A 15,528-nucleotide genomic window follows, 5' to 3' on the forward strand; every position below is an offset into this window, starting at 1 on the left:
AGGACGGCACAGCCCTAATAAAAAAGCCCATATCAAATCGATATGGGCTTTTTCTTTTGCAAATTATTTTATTGTTAAGAAATAAGAAACTTGCAGGTTAAGCCGAGGCTAATGCCTGTTCTAAATCGGCTTTGATATCGTCGATATGTTCAATACCAATCGACAATCGCACCATATCAGTACTCACACCAGCATTCTCTAACTCTTTCTCGTTCAACTGACGATGCGTGGTCGTCGCTGGATGACAGGCTAGTGATTTGGCATCACCGATGTTGACCAAGCGCGTAATCAACTGCAATGCATCAATAAAGCGCGCCCCAGCTTCAAGACCACCTTTTACCCCAAAAGTCAAAATAGCAGAGGGCGTACCCTTCATGTATTTCTTTGCAAGCTCGTGCTCAGGATGATCTGGCAGACCCGCATACTTTACCCAAGCAACTTTATCATGGTCACGCAGATACTCAGCCACTGCTTGCGCGTTCTGTACATGACGCTCCATACGCAAACTCAGCGTCTCCATACCCTGCAAGATACCAAAAGCATTTAATGGACTAAGTGCCGCGCCAGTATTACGCAGCGGTGCCACGCGAGCACGAGCGATAAAGGCCGCTGCACCAACGTCCTTGACGAAGTTCACACCGTGATAACTGTGATCTGGCGTGTTCAGCAATGGGAAACGCTCAGGGTAATCACCCCAAGGGAACGTCCCGCTATCGACAATCGCACCACCAATCGAGGTGCCCGTACCACTCATATATTTGGTCAATGAATGAATGACAATATCCGCCCCAAACTCAAACGGACGGCAAATCGCTGGCGTGGCAACCGTACTATCAATCACCACTGGCACACCATATTCGTGCGCGATGTCACTGAGTGCTTGAATATCAATAATGTTACCCAGTGGATTACCGATACTTTCAGCAAAGACCATCTTGGTTTTATCATCAATTAAATCACGAATCGCCTCAGGGTTTTTGTGGTCAAAGAAGCGGACTTCGATACCTTGACGCGGCAAAGCATGGGCAAATAAATTGTAAGTACCGCCATACAAGGTCGATACAGCAACGATGTTGTCACCCGCTTCACAGATGGTTTGAATCGCATAAGTGATGGCTGCCATACCAGATGCTACTGCAAGCGCACCGATACCGCCTTCAAGCGCCGCAACGCGCTCTTCTAATACCGCATTGGTTGGGTTCATAATGCGCGTATAGATATTGCCCGCGACTTTTAAATCAAACAAATCTGCGCCATGCTGGGTATTATCAAACGCATACGAGCTGGTGTGATAAATAGGCACAGCGACCGCTTTGGTCGTTGGCTCAACACTGTAACCCGCATGAATCGCTAAGGTCTCTAAGCGCTGCGTAGGTTTTGTGCCGTTATCTGAACTGGTCTCTGGTTGTCCATCACTCATAACAAACTCCTTGGTAGTCACTAAAAAAAGCATCAATCAAAATAGATCATTTAAAGGTATCGATTGACCAATAATCTCTAAAAAAGCCATCTTATAAATGATAGCCATAAAAAAAAGCTGAGTTAATCATAACCCAGCTTCTTTATGAAAAGAATAGCCAATGTTGGGTTTATTAATAATCACCCAGCATAAGTAACCCTATTTCAATCTACTTCTGATTGTATTGATACTTACCACTTATTTGTAATAAGCATTTTCAGTACGAGTATGATCCGTCTCATCGATGACTTGTGTCAGCTCTGGTATTTGCTGCTTAAGTTGCACTTCAACGCCTTGACGCAAGGTCATATCAACGGCTGAACAGCCTTGGCAACCACCACCGAATTTCAATACGGCAGTGAGACCAACGCCTTCTTCATCGATCAACTCAAGCAACTGTACGTCACCACCATGCGCCGCTAAGCCTGGGTTAATCTCAGACTGCAATACGTAGTTGATACGCTCTTCTACGCTGGCATCAGCACCCACTTTTGGCATTTTAGAGTTTGGCGCGCGGAAAGTTAGCTGACCACCGAAACGATCTTTATTGTAGTCAATGACCGCATCTTCTAAATAAGGGACTGACGACGCTTCAATAAAAGCAGAAAAATCATCGTAGGTAAAACGTAGATCAGCACTGTCTTCTTCGCCTGGTTGGTTATAAGCCATACAGCACTCGGCACGCGGCGTACCAGGATGCTCGACGAAGATACGCACACCGATGCCGTCGGTATCTTGCTTGGACAGTAAATCGGCCAAATAACCTTGGGCTGACTCGGTAATGGTAATATTACTTTTCGTTTCTGCTTGCTCAGTATCTAGCGCTGATTCATAGTCTGCAGATTGATCTGATTGGCTGGCTTGATTGTGCTCACTCATAATTTTTCCTATGCGTTATGACACAAACGCGACTGCTGTCATAGCTGCTGTGTCGTGAATTTGGGCAATTTGGTTTAACAGTTATCAAGCATAACGGCTGATATTATAGTGCTCTAACGGCAATCTTGATAAAGGTTTGATGATTTTATAACCACTATTATAGCGCATTCAGTCGATAATTCCGACTGCGCTACTGCGAATTAAAGCGTGACCGTTATAAATAGCCACTATTGGTTTTTTTAATGGTGACATATAAAAGATAGATAGGTGACGTTAATATAGATAATACCTACGGCTAATAACGCTACGCAAAATTATTTAATTACCCACACCGCGTCTGCTATTGTTTATATTAAGGCTGCTTGATTGATTATCAAGGATGAAAGTGTATTAGGGGTTGCCGAGTAGACATATCGTGCTACCCAGTATTAACCATACAATAAATGAGGTCATAAACGATGCCATAACAAAACAATCTAGACGAGACCGCTTTATGATGACAGAAACCCTAAAACTGGTAAGCACCAAAGATGGTGAGCAAATAGCCGTTTGGAAGATTGTGGATACTGCAAAAGATGAAAAGAAGACTGATGTCCTCACCACCAATGCGCCTAGGGTAAAAGCGCAAAACATCCTATTGACCCACGGTACATTTTCGGACAAGCAAACTTGTTTAAGAATCGCCCACTATCTGGCGCAGCTTGGTCATCATTGCTACATTATGGAATGGCGCGGTCATGGTGCGAGCTCGATACCAACAGATAAATTCAACTTCGAAACCGTCGCAACTTATGATTTTGAGGCCACCTTTCGTTACTTGTTTGCTGAGTTAACACTGGATAATCTACACTGCGTCACCCACAGTGGCGGCGGTGCCTGCCTAACCATGTTTTTAATCCAAAACCCCCAGTATATTGACCACATCAACAGCATCAGTATGTTTGCCTGTCAAGTTTATGGCGCAGTATCGAACCCGATTAGCTACACTAAAATTCTCGCAGCCAAAGTATTTACGAGACTACTAGGCTTTATCCCAGCTAAGAAGCTTAAAATGGGTCCTTTTAACGAAAGCTATTATACGATGAACCAGTGGTACGGCTGGAACCTGAACAAAGACTTTAAAAGCAGCTTTATACAACAAAGTAAATTTGAAACAACGACAATTGATGAAAATATGCCCTCTAATATCGCATCTGAAAATGCTGCATCTCATACTACATCTCATAACAGCCACTTCGATTATCGACAACACATGTCAATGATTACCACGCCTATCTATGCGATCAGTGCCAAAGGTGACCATTTTATTTCGCCAACCCGTGGCTGTCAGTTGTTTTTTGATAAGTTTGCTAACCCAAAAAACGTCTTTCGAGAATATTCTCTTGACCATGGAGACTTGGATGATTATACCCATAGCCGCATTATGATAAGCCGTAATGCTGCTACAGAGATTTGGCCAACGGTGACAGCATGGATAGAGAAGCATGCAAGGTAACGATGACACACCCCTACACATCTTTATACTTGTCAGAAAGTCATAGGCTGTGTCAGTATTAGCGTCATCAATTTTTAACCAATAAAAAATAAGTCGTAGGAAAGTGGCGTCTATGAGTGGATTATCAGAGCAAAATCTAGATACACAAAACCCAGATAAGCAGGACAAAAAACACTATCGTTATTTGGTGTTTATTGGGCGCTTTCAGCCGTTTCATTGCGGGCACAAAGCGGTCGTGGATGAAGCATTGAAGCGCGCCGACAATGTCATCATGCTCATCGGCTCTGCCAACTTACCACGTAGCTTACGCAACCCCTTTAGCGTTGCTGAGCGCGCTGCGATGATTAAAGACGCGTATTCAACAGCAGATGCCGCGCGTATTCACTGCGTTGGACTCGATGATGCGCTTTACAATGACACACGCTGGCTGCAATACGTGCAAGCAGGTGTAAAGTCGGTCACTGGCGACTTGCAGACCGATATTGGTCTCATTGGTCATTCAAAAGACAGCTCATCGTATTATTTATCGCTATTCCCCAACTGGGCGTCGGTCTCTGTACCTAATTATCACAATCTATCGGCGACCCCTATTCGGGACAGCTATCTCATGGGTGCCACACCAACGCCTGAGCGCACCCCTGAGTCGACCCGCAACGTCCTAAATGACTTCAAAAAAACCGAGGATTATCAACAGTTACATGAAGAAGCTGACTTCGTTGATAAGTATAAAAGACAGTGGGAGTCTGCGCCTTATCCACCTACCTTTATGACCGCTGATGCCTTGGTCGTCCAGTCGGGTCATATTCTATTGGTAGAACGTCGCAGCATGCCAGGGCGCGGACTATGGGCACTGCCCGGTGGTTTTTTGAATCCAAAAGAGACCCTCTTTGATGCCTGTATCCGTGAGCTACGCGAAGAGACGCGCCTTAAAGTCCCAGAGCCAGTATTACGTGGCTCTTGTCATAGTCAGCATACCTTTGACGACCCTTACCGCTCAGCGCGTGGTCGCACGATTACCCAAGCCTTTTACTTTCAGCTAAAAAACGATCCAAAAGGTCTGCCCAAAGTAAAAGGCGGTGATGACGCGGCCAAAGCGTTTTGGTTACCGCTTGCCGAGTTGGATGCCACCATGATGTTCGAAGATCACTATGCGATTATTACTAAAATGGTAGGTTTGTAAGACGTTGTGTCATTGACTGTTTATTGTATTAATGACTCATTTTCAATCAATGACACTCTATATAATTTATCTTATAAGTTTGGTTTTATCAGTGCCACTTATATTTTCACCGCCCAAGCCGATAGACGGCAAGGGTTACTAAGCAGCATTTAGTTATCCTTACTAGATGCTGTCAATGGATGAACCGTTAGACTGTTGAGCAATAAATTGATGCTAATGTACATAAAACACTTTTAGTCCATTTAAGGCTCAACAATGATGCGAGTCGTCCATTTCACTCAAAGCAGAGGAGTTCTGTGATGTATACCAGCAATTTAAATAATTTAATCTTAAATAGCGACAGCTATAAAACCTCACATTGGGTGCAATATCCCAAAGGTAGTGAGTATCTATCCAGCTATATTGAAGCGCGTAAAGGCGATTACGATGTGGTATTTTTTGGGCTGCAAGCCTTTATCAAAGAATACCTGAGTACCCCTATTACCTACCAAGATATTGATGAAGCCGAAATACTCATTCAAGCGCATGGCTTGACCTTTAATCGTGCAGGGTGGGAGCGCTTAGTTGATAAACATGGCGGCTATTTGCCACTACGTATCGAAGCCATACCTGAAGGCAGTATCGTTCCAGTATCCAATGTGGTCTGTCAGATTATCAATACTGACCCAGAATTCTATTGGCTACCAAGTTATATCGAAACGGCATTACTCCGTGCTATCTGGTATCCGTCGACCGTTGCTAGTGTCTCGCACTATTGCAAAGGCATCATTCGTCAAGCGCTAGAAAAATCAGCGGACAATACTGAATCATTAACCTTTCGCTTGCATGACTTTGGTTCGCGTGGTGCGTCTAGTCAGGAGTCCGTGGCACTTGGTAGTCTTGCTCATTTGGTAAATTTTGCCGGTACAGATTCCATGACCGCTTTGGTGGCTGCCAGTCGCTGGTATCAAATGGATAAAGACATGCCTGCCTTTTCTATCCCTGCCGCTGAGCATAGCACCATGACTGCATGGGGTCGTGATGGCGAAACTGCTGCTTTTGCCAATATGATTGAGCAGTTTGGTGGGGCGGGTAAGAGTTTTTCAGTGGTCTCTGACAGCTATGACTTATGGAACGCCATTGACAATATTTGGGGTGGCAGCTTGAAGGACGACGTGAAAAACATGGGCGGTACTTTAGTCATCAGACCTGATAGTGGTGAGCCTGCTAAAGTAGTCCGCGAAGCACTGGAGCGCTTGGCAGTGAAGTTTGGTACGACAATTAATAGCAAAGGCTACAAAGTTTTGCCAGATTATGTACGTGTCATCCAAGGGGATGGCATTAGTCCGCAAAGCTTGAACAAAATTATCGACGTGGTCATGAAGGCAGGATTTAGCGCTGAAAACGTGACCTTTGGTATGGGTGGTGGATTACTGCAACAAGTCAATCGCGATACCATGAGCTGGGCGATGAAAGCCAGTGCCATCTCTATTGATGGCGCATGGAAAGACATTTATAAAGACCCTATCACTAGCCGCTCAAAACGCTCAAAAAAAGGTCGCTTGGCGTTGGTCGAAGACAGCAAAGGACAGCCAACAACCATCAAAGCGGATGATCTACCTGCTGATGCAGACAACCTGTTACGTGACGTGTATGTCGATGGCAAATTACTCGTCGAAGACAGCCTCACTACAATTCGGGAGCGTGCAGGATGGTAGTAATATGATAAATAGCCATAAAATGGCGTCGGTTGCACGCGACGTCCTACTCGCCCCTGTTTATCTTTATCAAGGTCGCAAAATCAAGCGTGATACGGTGCGCTTGCCTGAGCCAAACGGAGAGCGACACGGACATATTCAATTAGGTAAACCGACTGATACCATTGCTAATAATGCAAAAAATGAGACCAAGCAAACGCTAAACCTCATGATCGTTGGCGATTCAGCAGCAGCGGGTGTTGGTAGTCAGACACAGCATGAAGCACTCGTTGGTAAGTTGATGCCTATCTTAGCGCAGCAATCCGTGATTAATACTCAATTTGCTAACTTGGTCTGGTCGTTGCAAGCGACCACCGGACATACCAGCTTTGATATCTTGCGCAGGCTGTATGTTCTGCCCGCGCCTAGCCACCCCATCGATGTAATGGTGCTGAGTGTTGGCGTCAATGACACCACCTCGAACGTCTCTGTGGGTAAATGGCAGCAGCAAATCGAAGATATTGTTGCGATCGCTCAGCGTAAATTTGGCGTACGGCAATTGATTTTTTTGAGTCTGCCGCCCATGGCGCAAATGCCTGCGATACCTGCTCCTTTGAATAACTTCGTCGGTGCTAAAGCTTCAATGCTTGATGCAACATTACAACAAGTATGTGCAAGTAATGAGGGTGTCACTTATATGGCCACTGATTTTCCACGGATGATAGAAGAGCACTCTAAGGGCATGCCAATTGATATTAAGGTGATGTTTGCCAGTGATGGCTTCCACCCTAGTAGTTTAATGTATGGCTACTGGGCGCAGCAGTTGGCAGAGCTCATTGTCAAGTTGCTTAATTCATCAGCTGCCAAATTGAGCCGCCCTGCTTTCTAAAAGCTAGTATCTCAAAGCTGATATCTCAAAACTAATATCTTGAAAAATGACAGCTTGAAAAATGACAGCTCAAGATTTAATAACCTAAAACTTAACGTTGAATTTTAAACAAAAAAAACCGCTGAATAATCAGCGGTTTTTTATGGCTTAGCAAAATAAATTGACGCGGTAAGCGTAACTTATTCAGCAGAATCAGCAGCTTGTTCAGTAGAATCAGCAGCTTTCTTGTTACGACCACCAAACGCACCAAAGCGTTTGTTAAAGCTAGCAACACGACCTTCGGTAGAAGTTTTACGTTGCTCACCAGTATAGAATGGATGCGACGCACTTGAGATATCAAGTGGGTAGTATGGGTATTCTTTACCTTCGTATTCACGAGTGGCTTTGGTTTTAGCCGTTGAACGAGTCAAAAAGAACACGTCAGCGTTAGTGTCGTGGAACAAAACTTCTTGGTAATCAGGATGGATATCTTTACGCATAATAAACTCTCTATGTCCGATGTATTTACAGTTTTATTGACAATGTGTCGAAGCCTTTATAAAGAAACTCTTATAAAAAAGTTCTTATAAAGAAGCTCTCATAAAAAAGCACTTATAAAACTGAGCATACGTAACTGAGGCACTAAGGACATTTGCAAGGCTGGCAGCTGCGTCACTGGCTTATTCCAGCACCCAACACCATACCTCTGCTTACCTAGCCTTCCCCAGCGGGAAAATTAAACCGCGATTTTAACGGTTTTTGGTGTTTGATGCAAGCAGCAGTTGCGATCATCATAGATGATAAAGCACCAGCAAACCGACAATGTTATTGAGATAAGCATTCTATGCTATTATAATATTTGATTAGATAAACCACTTAATAACGATGAAATTTGTAGATTATTTAAATAATACCTGCTTTTTAGGCCGTGTTCTCATTTTAAAAATGGTGATAAAAATGAGATAAATTGCAGTCAAACGAGGAAAATAGCGCAGATAATATCGGGATATTAACCAGCTATTTAACGATGCTTGGCAAAATTTAGCCATTTTTAGCCCGTTTAGATATGATCAATTGAATTGAGGACACGCCCTAGTATTGAGTTTTTAGTATTAAGATTCATAAAATATTAGCCGTGTTGCCCATAGCCTGCTTTTATAAATACTTACTGCTATTATGACAAACGTCACCTCAGTGACCATTTAATACTCGTAAATTAATCATCGTTAAATTAACGGTTATTAAATGAAGTACTCCTCATTAACAGTCACTAAATAAGGATAATAAACAATGATAAATACTGCCCTAAAAACTACCACGAAAGCCCTACTCATCAGCTCAGCACTTGCGGTCACTACCATGGCAAGCGCGGCATTACCTAGCCAATGGCAATTAGATGACTCACATACCCGTGTTGGTTTTTCTGTCAATCACTTAGGGTTTTCAACGACCATGGGTCGCTTTAATGATGTGCAAGGTGTGGTCAATTACGATATCAAAGCCCCTAGCAAAACCAATATGAGCTTTACAATTGCAACCGATAGTATCGATACCAATTGGGATGCCCGTGATAAGCATCTAAGAACGGATGAGTTTTTTAATGTGGCTAAATACCCAGCGATGACTTTTAAATCTACCCAAGTCACTTTTAGCAACCCACAACAAGCCAAAGTAACGGGTGATTTCACAATGCTTGGCCAAACCAAGCCCCTCACACTAGATGTAACGTTAAATAAAATCGCCAACAGCCCTCTTACGAAAGAGCCAGTCATTGGTTTTCGTGCTACCGGCATCATTGATCGCGCAGCCTATGGTATGACAGCGTTTGCTGCTGGCATTACTACCGATGTTCCCATTCAAATCGATGGTGAATTGGTACAGAAAACAACAAAATAGCGCTGAAATATTTTTTAAAAAACCTTTACCTAAAAAAGCAGCCACTATGATGGCTGCTTTTTTTCGACTTGAAACCTACTTGTTTTATTTAGTTTTAACAATGTGCCAAACGCCAAGCTTGTTATCGCCGTCGGTATCGCCAACTTTTGTATCATTGGCATAAAAGTATAAAGGCTTACCATTGACAGCCCATTGATATTTACCGTCTTCCCGTTGGAAAGCGGCAAACTGACCAGAAGCTTGGGCATTGCTAGGAGCCATAAAAGCCGGCCAAGCTAATAGACATGCCGAGCCACACTCTGATTTGTTCATGGAGTCTTTGTCAAAGGTATATAGCGTCATTTTGTTGGTGGCATCCACTAACATCCCATTCATACTGGCAACGGGCGCTTTATTGCTCATGGTAGCTTGTACGTCATGCATGCCTGAGTCGTCGTTGCCAAACACATTGTTTAGCGTCGAACAACCCGTTACGGTCAACACACTGGCTAGAGCAGATAACATCAGAATACGTTTCATAATCACTTCCTTGTATTTAAAAGTATTTAAAAAAAACATCTCATTAATCTAAATTTTTATTGAACTGAATTTTTATTGAACATGGTGTTCATTAATTATCAATATTGCAATCTGCTGATTTGTGCGATAGTTAAGTCATACGCTCAGACAGTTGCTTTACTTTCATACGCTTTACTCTCACAGAGGATTTCAAGTCGTTTTACTATAGCATATGCTATAAAACGGTCGTTTTTGTCAAAATATAAACTTACAAAAACCTGCGAATATTACAAATTAGTAAACCATGACGTGAATCTTATGAGCAAAGGTATTTCATATTGATGGACGTTCAAAAGAGTGATGATACTTAAATGATGCTAAGCGTCTCATTTCTATTTTTGTTTTTCATGGTCAAGACAGTCCATGGCAAGTTGTTGACAAAACTAATGCATCTACTTACGTATTTGCCATCATATACACAGTAGGTTTTCGTAAAATAGCGCTATAAATGATAAGTAGTATATGAGAAGAGCCATATAATCAAAAGTATGACTATAGCGGTCTCATATGAATGTTGAACTTGACTGTATCCGCACGCATATCAATAGTTACAACAAGATTCAAGATACTGACATGATCAGAAACTTACATGCCCAAACAATTATATGAATAAGCAGAGCATGTCCCGACGCTGATGCTATCAAGGATATAACAACGACAATGACCTATAATTTTAGCAAAAACGCCTCTCAATCCATCCTGCACGATGCTGAATCGCAGAATACTGATGCTCAAGATATTGATCTCAAAGATATCGAATTTTTAGAGACTAAACTTGATACAGCAGCGGCTGCCACAAAGGACGAGCTATCTAAAAAACGCGTCGGCATTCTAGGCGGCGGTACTGCAGGGGCAACGATTGCTATTCGCCTCGCTGCATTAGGGCTTGAGACCTACGTCTTTGAAAAGAAAAAATCGCTTATCGATGGTCCACCAATGTGCCATTTGCACGCGGGTGGTAATCTATACCGTGAAATCCCTGACGAAGACTGCGTTGCTTTGCTTAAACAATGTATCGATATTCTGCGCCTTTATCCTTATACCATCGATGTACGTCCAACCGTATTTGCTGTCCCAACGCGCGACGAAGGCTTGCCCGAAGACTTGCTCCCGCGTCTCGATATCTTGACGGATGCTTATCGCGAGCTCATCGCACAAGACAGCAATAACAAAGTACTGGGCGAACCGGAAAGCTACTATCAGCTCTATAGTCATGAGCAACTGATTGCGCTGTCTGAACGTGAGCAAGTTGCGATACCGAGCACGGTTGACGAATGGATGATACCGGTTGCCAAATATCTGGACTTAAATAAAGTGAAGTTTCCGCTTATCGTCGTGCAAGAGTATGGCTGGAATATTTTTCGCCTAGCTGCTTCTGCTCAACTCGCCTTAGAAGGCTATGAGCATGCGCACGTCTTTACCAATACGGAAATTAAGCAAGTCATGCCGGTGGATTGTGAGAACTGTACCAATGCTGATCACCATGTCACAAAATGGCGCGTCGATTACCAGCAAGCGAGCCAGTCTCAACCTGAGTCTATCGAAGTCGATTACTTGGTCAATGCTTGTGGTTTTCGCACTGGTGTTATCGACGATATGGTCGGTGTCAAAGTCGAGCGTATGGTTGAGTTCAAATCTTCTTATATCACGCACTGGGGTGACGCTGGTGGACAAATACCCGAGATTATCGTGTATGGCAGTCGCGGTACGCCAGAGGGTATGGCGCAGCTAACCCCTTATCCAGGCGGTTACTTTCAAATCCACGGTATGAGTAAAGCCATCACCTTATTTACTGATGGCTTGGTCGCTTCTGATAAAGCCAGTGCACAACCTCAATTACCGCCTCAGTATGTACATTATATCGAAGATGGCTGGGACAAAGCACCGCTACAAGCCCGTAGCCAGCAAGCAATTGAGTACGTAGCAGAGTTTGTGCCTACCTTTAACAGTGCGCGCACTGTCGGTAATGCCTTGTACGGCGGGCAGCAAATTCCGGGTCAGGACGATACCTTACGGGTAGCAGATGTGAGTTTATACTCTAATATACGCTACGCCCGCGCAGAGAATGTCAAAGCGTCGTCCACCTTAATCGCTGCTGATCAAATCGTTAATGAATTGACGACTCTTGGCTTAATAGACAATGACACAGCAGAAAATCGTAGTCGCCATGCGCATGAATGGTCATACTTGGCCCATAATGACCGCTTAACGATTGATAAAGTGGCACGCGTCTTGGCCGAAGATCGTGGTTTCCCAGCGGCGATGGCTGATGTCAATCATAGCATTCGCGAAATGGCGTTAGAGAATTTAACACCAGCTCAGCCTTAGGCGTTTGCCGTCTGTTAATACGTTCGATAAATCTGGTAGAAACCAACGCTAAAGAGTATAGAAAAAGGAGGTCGTCGCTAATCACTAGCGACGACCTCCTTTTTTCTTATATACAATGAGACCATTTAACAGCTTATATTCTGATCTACCTATATTTAGTTGCCCGCCATTTTTTCAGTATCGACCGCATCATCTATCGTCACGATTGTCCGTAACAAATCAATCGCTTCAGCGATGGTATTACAAACCACCAAACGCTCAAGATCTTGCTGCTTCATAAAGCCTTGTTCCGTGGTATATTTTAAGTGCTCAATCATGCGATCATAAAAGCCATTAATATTCAGAATAATCATCGGCTTTTCATGTTGATACAGCTGACGCCATGTGGCGATTTCCATAATCTCTTCGAGTGTACCAAGACCACCGGGTAAGGTAATAAAAGCATCGGCGTACTCTGCCATGACAGTCTTACGCGTGTGCATGGTATCGGTCAGATGCAGACGAGTCAGACCCTCATGGGCGATTTCGTGTTTGAGCATAAAGGTAGGAATCACACCAACAGCTTGCGCGCCGCCTTTGATAACGTCGTCAGCCACTGCACCCATTAGACCAATACTGGCACCGCCATAAACCAAACCCAACCCATTTTCTGCTAGAGCACGACCAAGCTCACGGGCTGCTTGCTCATAAACCTCACTATTACCCAGTCGTGACCCACAATAAACAGCCACCAGCGGCATCGCTAATGTTGATTTATCCACGGCTTTTTCGATATGAGTGATATCTTGGCTGGTAATAACTTCATAATTTTCATTATTAATTTTCATTTGCATATAACGCTCCTAAGTTTGCTTAGATTATTGTATTGAATGGTTCGGTAAAGGGGTTTATCGTTTGTTAGAATGACACAATATGACGTTTATCACTAACGTTAACTCGCTGTATTCTGTAGTGCTGCCACCTTTTACTCTTTTTACGCTTTGCTGATAAGAGCTTATGATGAGGCGCTCTCATAAGGTCTAAGGTGTTGTCAGCAGTCTATTAATTACGCATAATAAGCATCCGTCAAACTCACACCTATTTGTGATTTTTATATTTGTTTTTATAAGTGGTCAGTAGAAATAGCATAAATCTGGTTGCTCACAGAGAAAATAAAATAGCGCTCATTATCCTGCTATTTGCTAGCGTTTATCTTAACATAAGCCGTGCTATCACGCGGTAGCAACGATTTATCGCTACGCAATGACTACATTTTTTAGCACTGACTTGCTATAAAACGTTGCAGGTCAATACTTATCATCCTTAATAAAAACGACAAAACTCATCAAGGTATTTTTATGCATAATAATCATGCGCCATCTTCTGTAGCACCACAAGGTGACACAATCGACGCTAATAATGATCATGAAAGCAACGACGATAACGGCAGCTACTCACTAAGCATCATGACTGAGCGTAATCAAGCGTTGGCCGCAACGGTTTATCGTCCTACAGAAGCGGTCAAAGCCGCCGTCATGATAGCGCCTGCCACTGGTATCAAGCGTCAGTTTTATCATAACTTTGCGAGCCATTTAGCAGCGCAGGGCTTCGGTGTACTGACCTTTGACAACGAAGGTATCGGCGAGTCACTAGCAACCGATTTGGCCAAATGTGATGCCTCACTGATAAGTTGGGGTCGTCATGATATGCCAGCCGTCCTCGATGCGTTGCAAGATGAATTTCCTGATGCGTCTTACCATCTCATCGGTCATAGCGCAGGCGGTCAGCTGATTGGTCTGATGCGCAATTATAACGCTATCGCCTCGGTGTTCAATGTCGCTTGCTCGTCAGGTTGTATCAAAAACATGGACATGCCATATAAAATTAAAGCGATAGGTTTTATGGATGCATTCATTCCTGTCACTAACTTTGCGCTTGGCTATACCCCATCAGATAAAATCGGCATGGGTGAGCCGCTACCACGCGGCGTGGCTCGTCATTGGCGCGAATGGTGCAATGGCTCAGGTTATATAAAGACTGCGTTTGGGAAAAGTATTCACACGCATTTTTATGATGACATTTGCATGCCAGCACTGTGGTTAGGCTTTAGCGATGACGAAATCGCGAATAGCAAAAACATCGACGACATGATTCGCGTCTATACAAAGATGCCGGTCGAAAAACGCTTTTTTGAGCCGAAAGATTTTGGCTTAAGCAGCATCGGTCATATGCGTTATTTTAGTGGTCGAACCAATGCCAAGGCACCTGAGTTATGGCAAATGGCGGTAGATTGGTTAAATCAGCAACAATAACTTCCAAAACTACAGCTTCGAGCATGAACAAAAATAGAACAGCTGATAATGCGCTTTACTCTTTTGCATTTTCTACGTCTGCTGCCTTAATACGCTTCGTCAATGCTGAATAAAGCGACGGCTGCATGTTATGGATGTTACCGAGCATCCATTTCACATAGTTGATGGGCACGTCTTTAATCAGCTTACCTTTATGCTTACCAAAGGGCATCTTGCTCACGGGATTGGCTTTGTTAGAGATAGCATGTGCCGCCGCAAAATCCGTCGGCGCAATCTCTAGACGCTCACAGCAAGCTTGATAAAGTAAGTAGCACATACGGGCATCACCTAGCGCGTCATGAGCGGCTATCGTCATTCTGCTCGCCTCAGACTTGCCCAATAATTGCTCGATACACTTAGATTGACTGTAGCTGCTCCATTCTGGGAAGGCCACGCGCGCCAGCCTCACGGTACAAATCAGCTTGGCAGAAGGGCTACCAATTACCCGCCAATCAAAACGTACGTTGTGACCAATTAAGTATTTGGGCAATTCAAATTGCTCCAAATCAAAACGCTCAAGCCCAACCACATCTTCATCCGTAATACCGTGCACCTTGATAACAACGGGTGATATAGAGCGACCACTGTTGAAATATTTCATCCACTCAAATCCGCTGGCCACATTAATCGTCGCCACCTGAATCGGTCGTGGGTCACGGCCTTGATCGGTTTCGGTATCGATAACCAGCGCCGTATCAGCCGTGGCAGAAATGTCAGTAGGATTAAAAGTATCAGTCATAGAAAATTAACCATCAATAGCACCATCGTGGCTGAATAGGAACAATAAATAGATAAAACTCTATTTACTGTACTTGTATTTATGGGGGTAAAAACCATAGATAACAATGCTATACACACC

At 43.7% G+C, this 15,528-nt stretch carries 13 protein-coding genes; 7 read left to right on the forward strand and 6 right to left on the reverse strand.

Annotation, left to right across the window (positions count from 1 at the left end):
* Positions 1-97: 97 nt before the first annotated feature.
* The gene (locus tag RH96_RS10235; RefSeq protein WP_010200633.1) at positions 98-1,420 is read right to left on the reverse strand and encodes an O-acetylhomoserine aminocarboxypropyltransferase/cysteine synthase family protein; all 1,323 of its coding nucleotides are present in this window, start codon (positions 1,418-1,420) and stop codon (positions 98-100) included.
* A gap of 237 nt (positions 1,421-1,657) precedes the next feature.
* The gene (gene nfuA / locus RH96_RS10240; RefSeq protein WP_010200634.1) at positions 1,658-2,338 is read right to left on the reverse strand and encodes a Fe-S biogenesis protein NfuA; all 681 of its coding nucleotides are present in this window, start codon (positions 2,336-2,338) and stop codon (positions 1,658-1,660) included.
* A gap of 493 nt (positions 2,339-2,831) precedes the next feature.
* Here nfuA and RH96_RS10245 point away from each other — a divergent pair, with 493 nt between their 5' ends.
* The 4 genes from RH96_RS10245 to RH96_RS10260 all read left to right on the forward strand — a co-directional run bounded on the left by RH96_RS10245 (position 2,832) and on the right by RH96_RS10260 (position 7,578).
* The gene (locus RH96_RS10245; RefSeq protein WP_010200635.1) at positions 2,832-3,833 is read left to right on the forward strand and encodes an alpha/beta fold hydrolase; all 1,002 of its coding nucleotides are present in this window, start codon (positions 2,832-2,834) and stop codon (positions 3,831-3,833) included.
* 112 nt (positions 3,834-3,945) lie between these two features.
* The gene (locus RH96_RS10250) at positions 3,946-5,013 is read left to right on the forward strand and encodes a bifunctional nicotinamide-nucleotide adenylyltransferase/Nudix hydroxylase (RefSeq protein WP_010200636.1); all 1,068 of its coding nucleotides are present in this window, start codon (positions 3,946-3,948) and stop codon (positions 5,011-5,013) included.
* Positions 5,014-5,312: 299 nt separating this feature from the next.
* Entirely contained in the window at positions 5,313-6,710 is a 1,398-nt protein-coding gene (locus tag RH96_RS10255; protein ID WP_010200637.1) for a nicotinate phosphoribosyltransferase, read from the forward strand.
* Positions 6,711-6,714: 4 nt separating this feature from the next.
* Entirely contained in the window at positions 6,715-7,578 is an 864-nt protein-coding gene (locus RH96_RS10260) for an SGNH/GDSL hydrolase family protein (protein ID WP_010200638.1), read from the forward strand.
* 179 nt (positions 7,579-7,757) lie between these two features.
* On the opposite strand, the gene RH96_RS10265 is transcribed toward RH96_RS10260, so the two are convergent.
* Positions 7,758-8,057 carry a type B 50S ribosomal protein L31 gene (locus tag RH96_RS10265; protein ID WP_010200640.1) on the reverse strand — a complete coding sequence of 100 codons (300 nt, stop codon included), beginning with the start codon at positions 8,055-8,057 and terminating at the stop codon, positions 7,758-7,760.
* Positions 8,058-8,847: 790 nt separating this feature from the next.
* Between RH96_RS10265 and RH96_RS10270 the strand changes: the two genes are divergently transcribed.
* Positions 8,848-9,453 carry a YceI family protein gene (locus tag RH96_RS10270; RefSeq protein ID WP_010200642.1) on the forward strand — a complete coding sequence of 202 codons (606 nt, stop codon included), beginning with the start codon at positions 8,848-8,850 and terminating at the stop codon, positions 9,451-9,453.
* 84 nt (positions 9,454-9,537) lie between these two features.
* On the opposite strand, the gene RH96_RS10275 is transcribed toward RH96_RS10270, so the two are convergent.
* Positions 9,538-9,972: a hypothetical protein gene (locus RH96_RS10275; RefSeq protein WP_010200644.1), complete on the reverse strand. Its 435-nt coding sequence runs from the start codon at positions 9,970-9,972 to the stop codon at positions 9,538-9,540.
* 699 nt (positions 9,973-10,671) lie between these two features.
* Here RH96_RS10275 and RH96_RS10280 point away from each other — a divergent pair.
* Positions 10,672-12,339: an FAD-dependent oxidoreductase gene (locus RH96_RS10280; protein ID WP_010200646.1), complete on the forward strand. Its 1,668-nt coding sequence runs from the start codon at positions 10,672-10,674 to the stop codon at positions 12,337-12,339.
* Positions 12,340-12,494: 155 nt separating this feature from the next.
* Here RH96_RS10280 and RH96_RS10285 read toward each other — a convergent pair whose 3' ends face one another.
* Positions 12,495-13,172, reverse strand: coding sequence for a TIGR00730 family Rossman fold protein (locus RH96_RS10285; protein WP_010200649.1), 678 nt, complete (start codon positions 13,170-13,172; stop codon positions 12,495-12,497).
* 504 nt (positions 13,173-13,676) lie between these two features.
* Between RH96_RS10285 and RH96_RS10290 the strand changes: the two genes are divergently transcribed.
* Positions 13,677-14,630 carry an alpha/beta fold hydrolase gene (locus tag RH96_RS10290; RefSeq protein ID WP_010200650.1) on the forward strand — a complete coding sequence of 318 codons (954 nt, stop codon included), beginning with the start codon at positions 13,677-13,679 and terminating at the stop codon, positions 14,628-14,630.
* A gap of 55 nt (positions 14,631-14,685) precedes the next feature.
* Here the strand turns inward: RH96_RS10290 and RH96_RS10295 are convergent, their stop codons facing one another.
* Positions 14,686-15,408, reverse strand: a complete 723-nt coding sequence (locus tag RH96_RS10295) for a putative quorum-sensing-regulated virulence factor (RefSeq protein ID WP_010200651.1) — start codon at positions 15,406-15,408, stop codon at positions 14,686-14,688.
* Positions 15,409-15,528 lie beyond the last annotated feature (120 nt).

Origin of the sequence: Psychrobacter sp. PAMC 21119 (assembly GCF_000247495.1) — a bacterium.
Lineage (GTDB): Bacteria > Pseudomonadota > Gammaproteobacteria > Pseudomonadales > Moraxellaceae > Psychrobacter > Psychrobacter glaciei.

Bases quoted from the DNA above. Each gene is read 5' to 3' on its own strand.
- RH96_RS10235 (WP_010200633.1), bottom strand. From the start codon at position 1,420: ATGAGTGATGGACAACCAGAGACCAGTTCAGATAACGGCACAAAACCT.
- nfuA (WP_010200634.1), bottom strand. From the start codon at position 2,338: ATGAGTGAGCACAATCAAGCCAGCCAATCAGATCAATCTGCAGACTAT.
- RH96_RS10245 (WP_010200635.1), top strand. From the start codon at position 2,832: ATGATGACAGAAACCCTAAAACTGGTAAGCACCAAAGATGGTGAGCAA.
- RH96_RS10250 (WP_010200636.1), top strand. From the start codon at position 3,946: ATGAGTGGATTATCAGAGCAAAATCTAGATACACAAAACCCAGATAAG.
- RH96_RS10255 (WP_010200637.1), top strand. From the start codon at position 5,313: ATGTATACCAGCAATTTAAATAATTTAATCTTAAATAGCGACAGCTAT.
- RH96_RS10260 (WP_010200638.1), top strand. From the start codon at position 6,715: ATGATAAATAGCCATAAAATGGCGTCGGTTGCACGCGACGTCCTACTC.
- RH96_RS10265 (WP_010200640.1), bottom strand. From the start codon at position 8,057: ATGCGTAAAGATATCCATCCTGATTACCAAGAAGTTTTGTTCCACGAC.
- RH96_RS10270 (WP_010200642.1), top strand. From the start codon at position 8,848: ATGATAAATACTGCCCTAAAAACTACCACGAAAGCCCTACTCATCAGC.
- RH96_RS10275 (WP_010200644.1), bottom strand. From the start codon at position 9,972: ATGAAACGTATTCTGATGTTATCTGCTCTAGCCAGTGTGTTGACCGTA.
- RH96_RS10280 (WP_010200646.1), top strand. From the start codon at position 10,672: ATGACCTATAATTTTAGCAAAAACGCCTCTCAATCCATCCTGCACGAT.
- RH96_RS10285 (WP_010200649.1), bottom strand. From the start codon at position 13,172: ATGCAAATGAAAATTAATAATGAAAATTATGAAGTTATTACCAGCCAA.
- RH96_RS10290 (WP_010200650.1), top strand. From the start codon at position 13,677: ATGCATAATAATCATGCGCCATCTTCTGTAGCACCACAAGGTGACACA.
- RH96_RS10295 (WP_010200651.1), bottom strand. From the start codon at position 15,408: ATGACTGATACTTTTAATCCTACTGACATTTCTGCCACGGCTGATACG.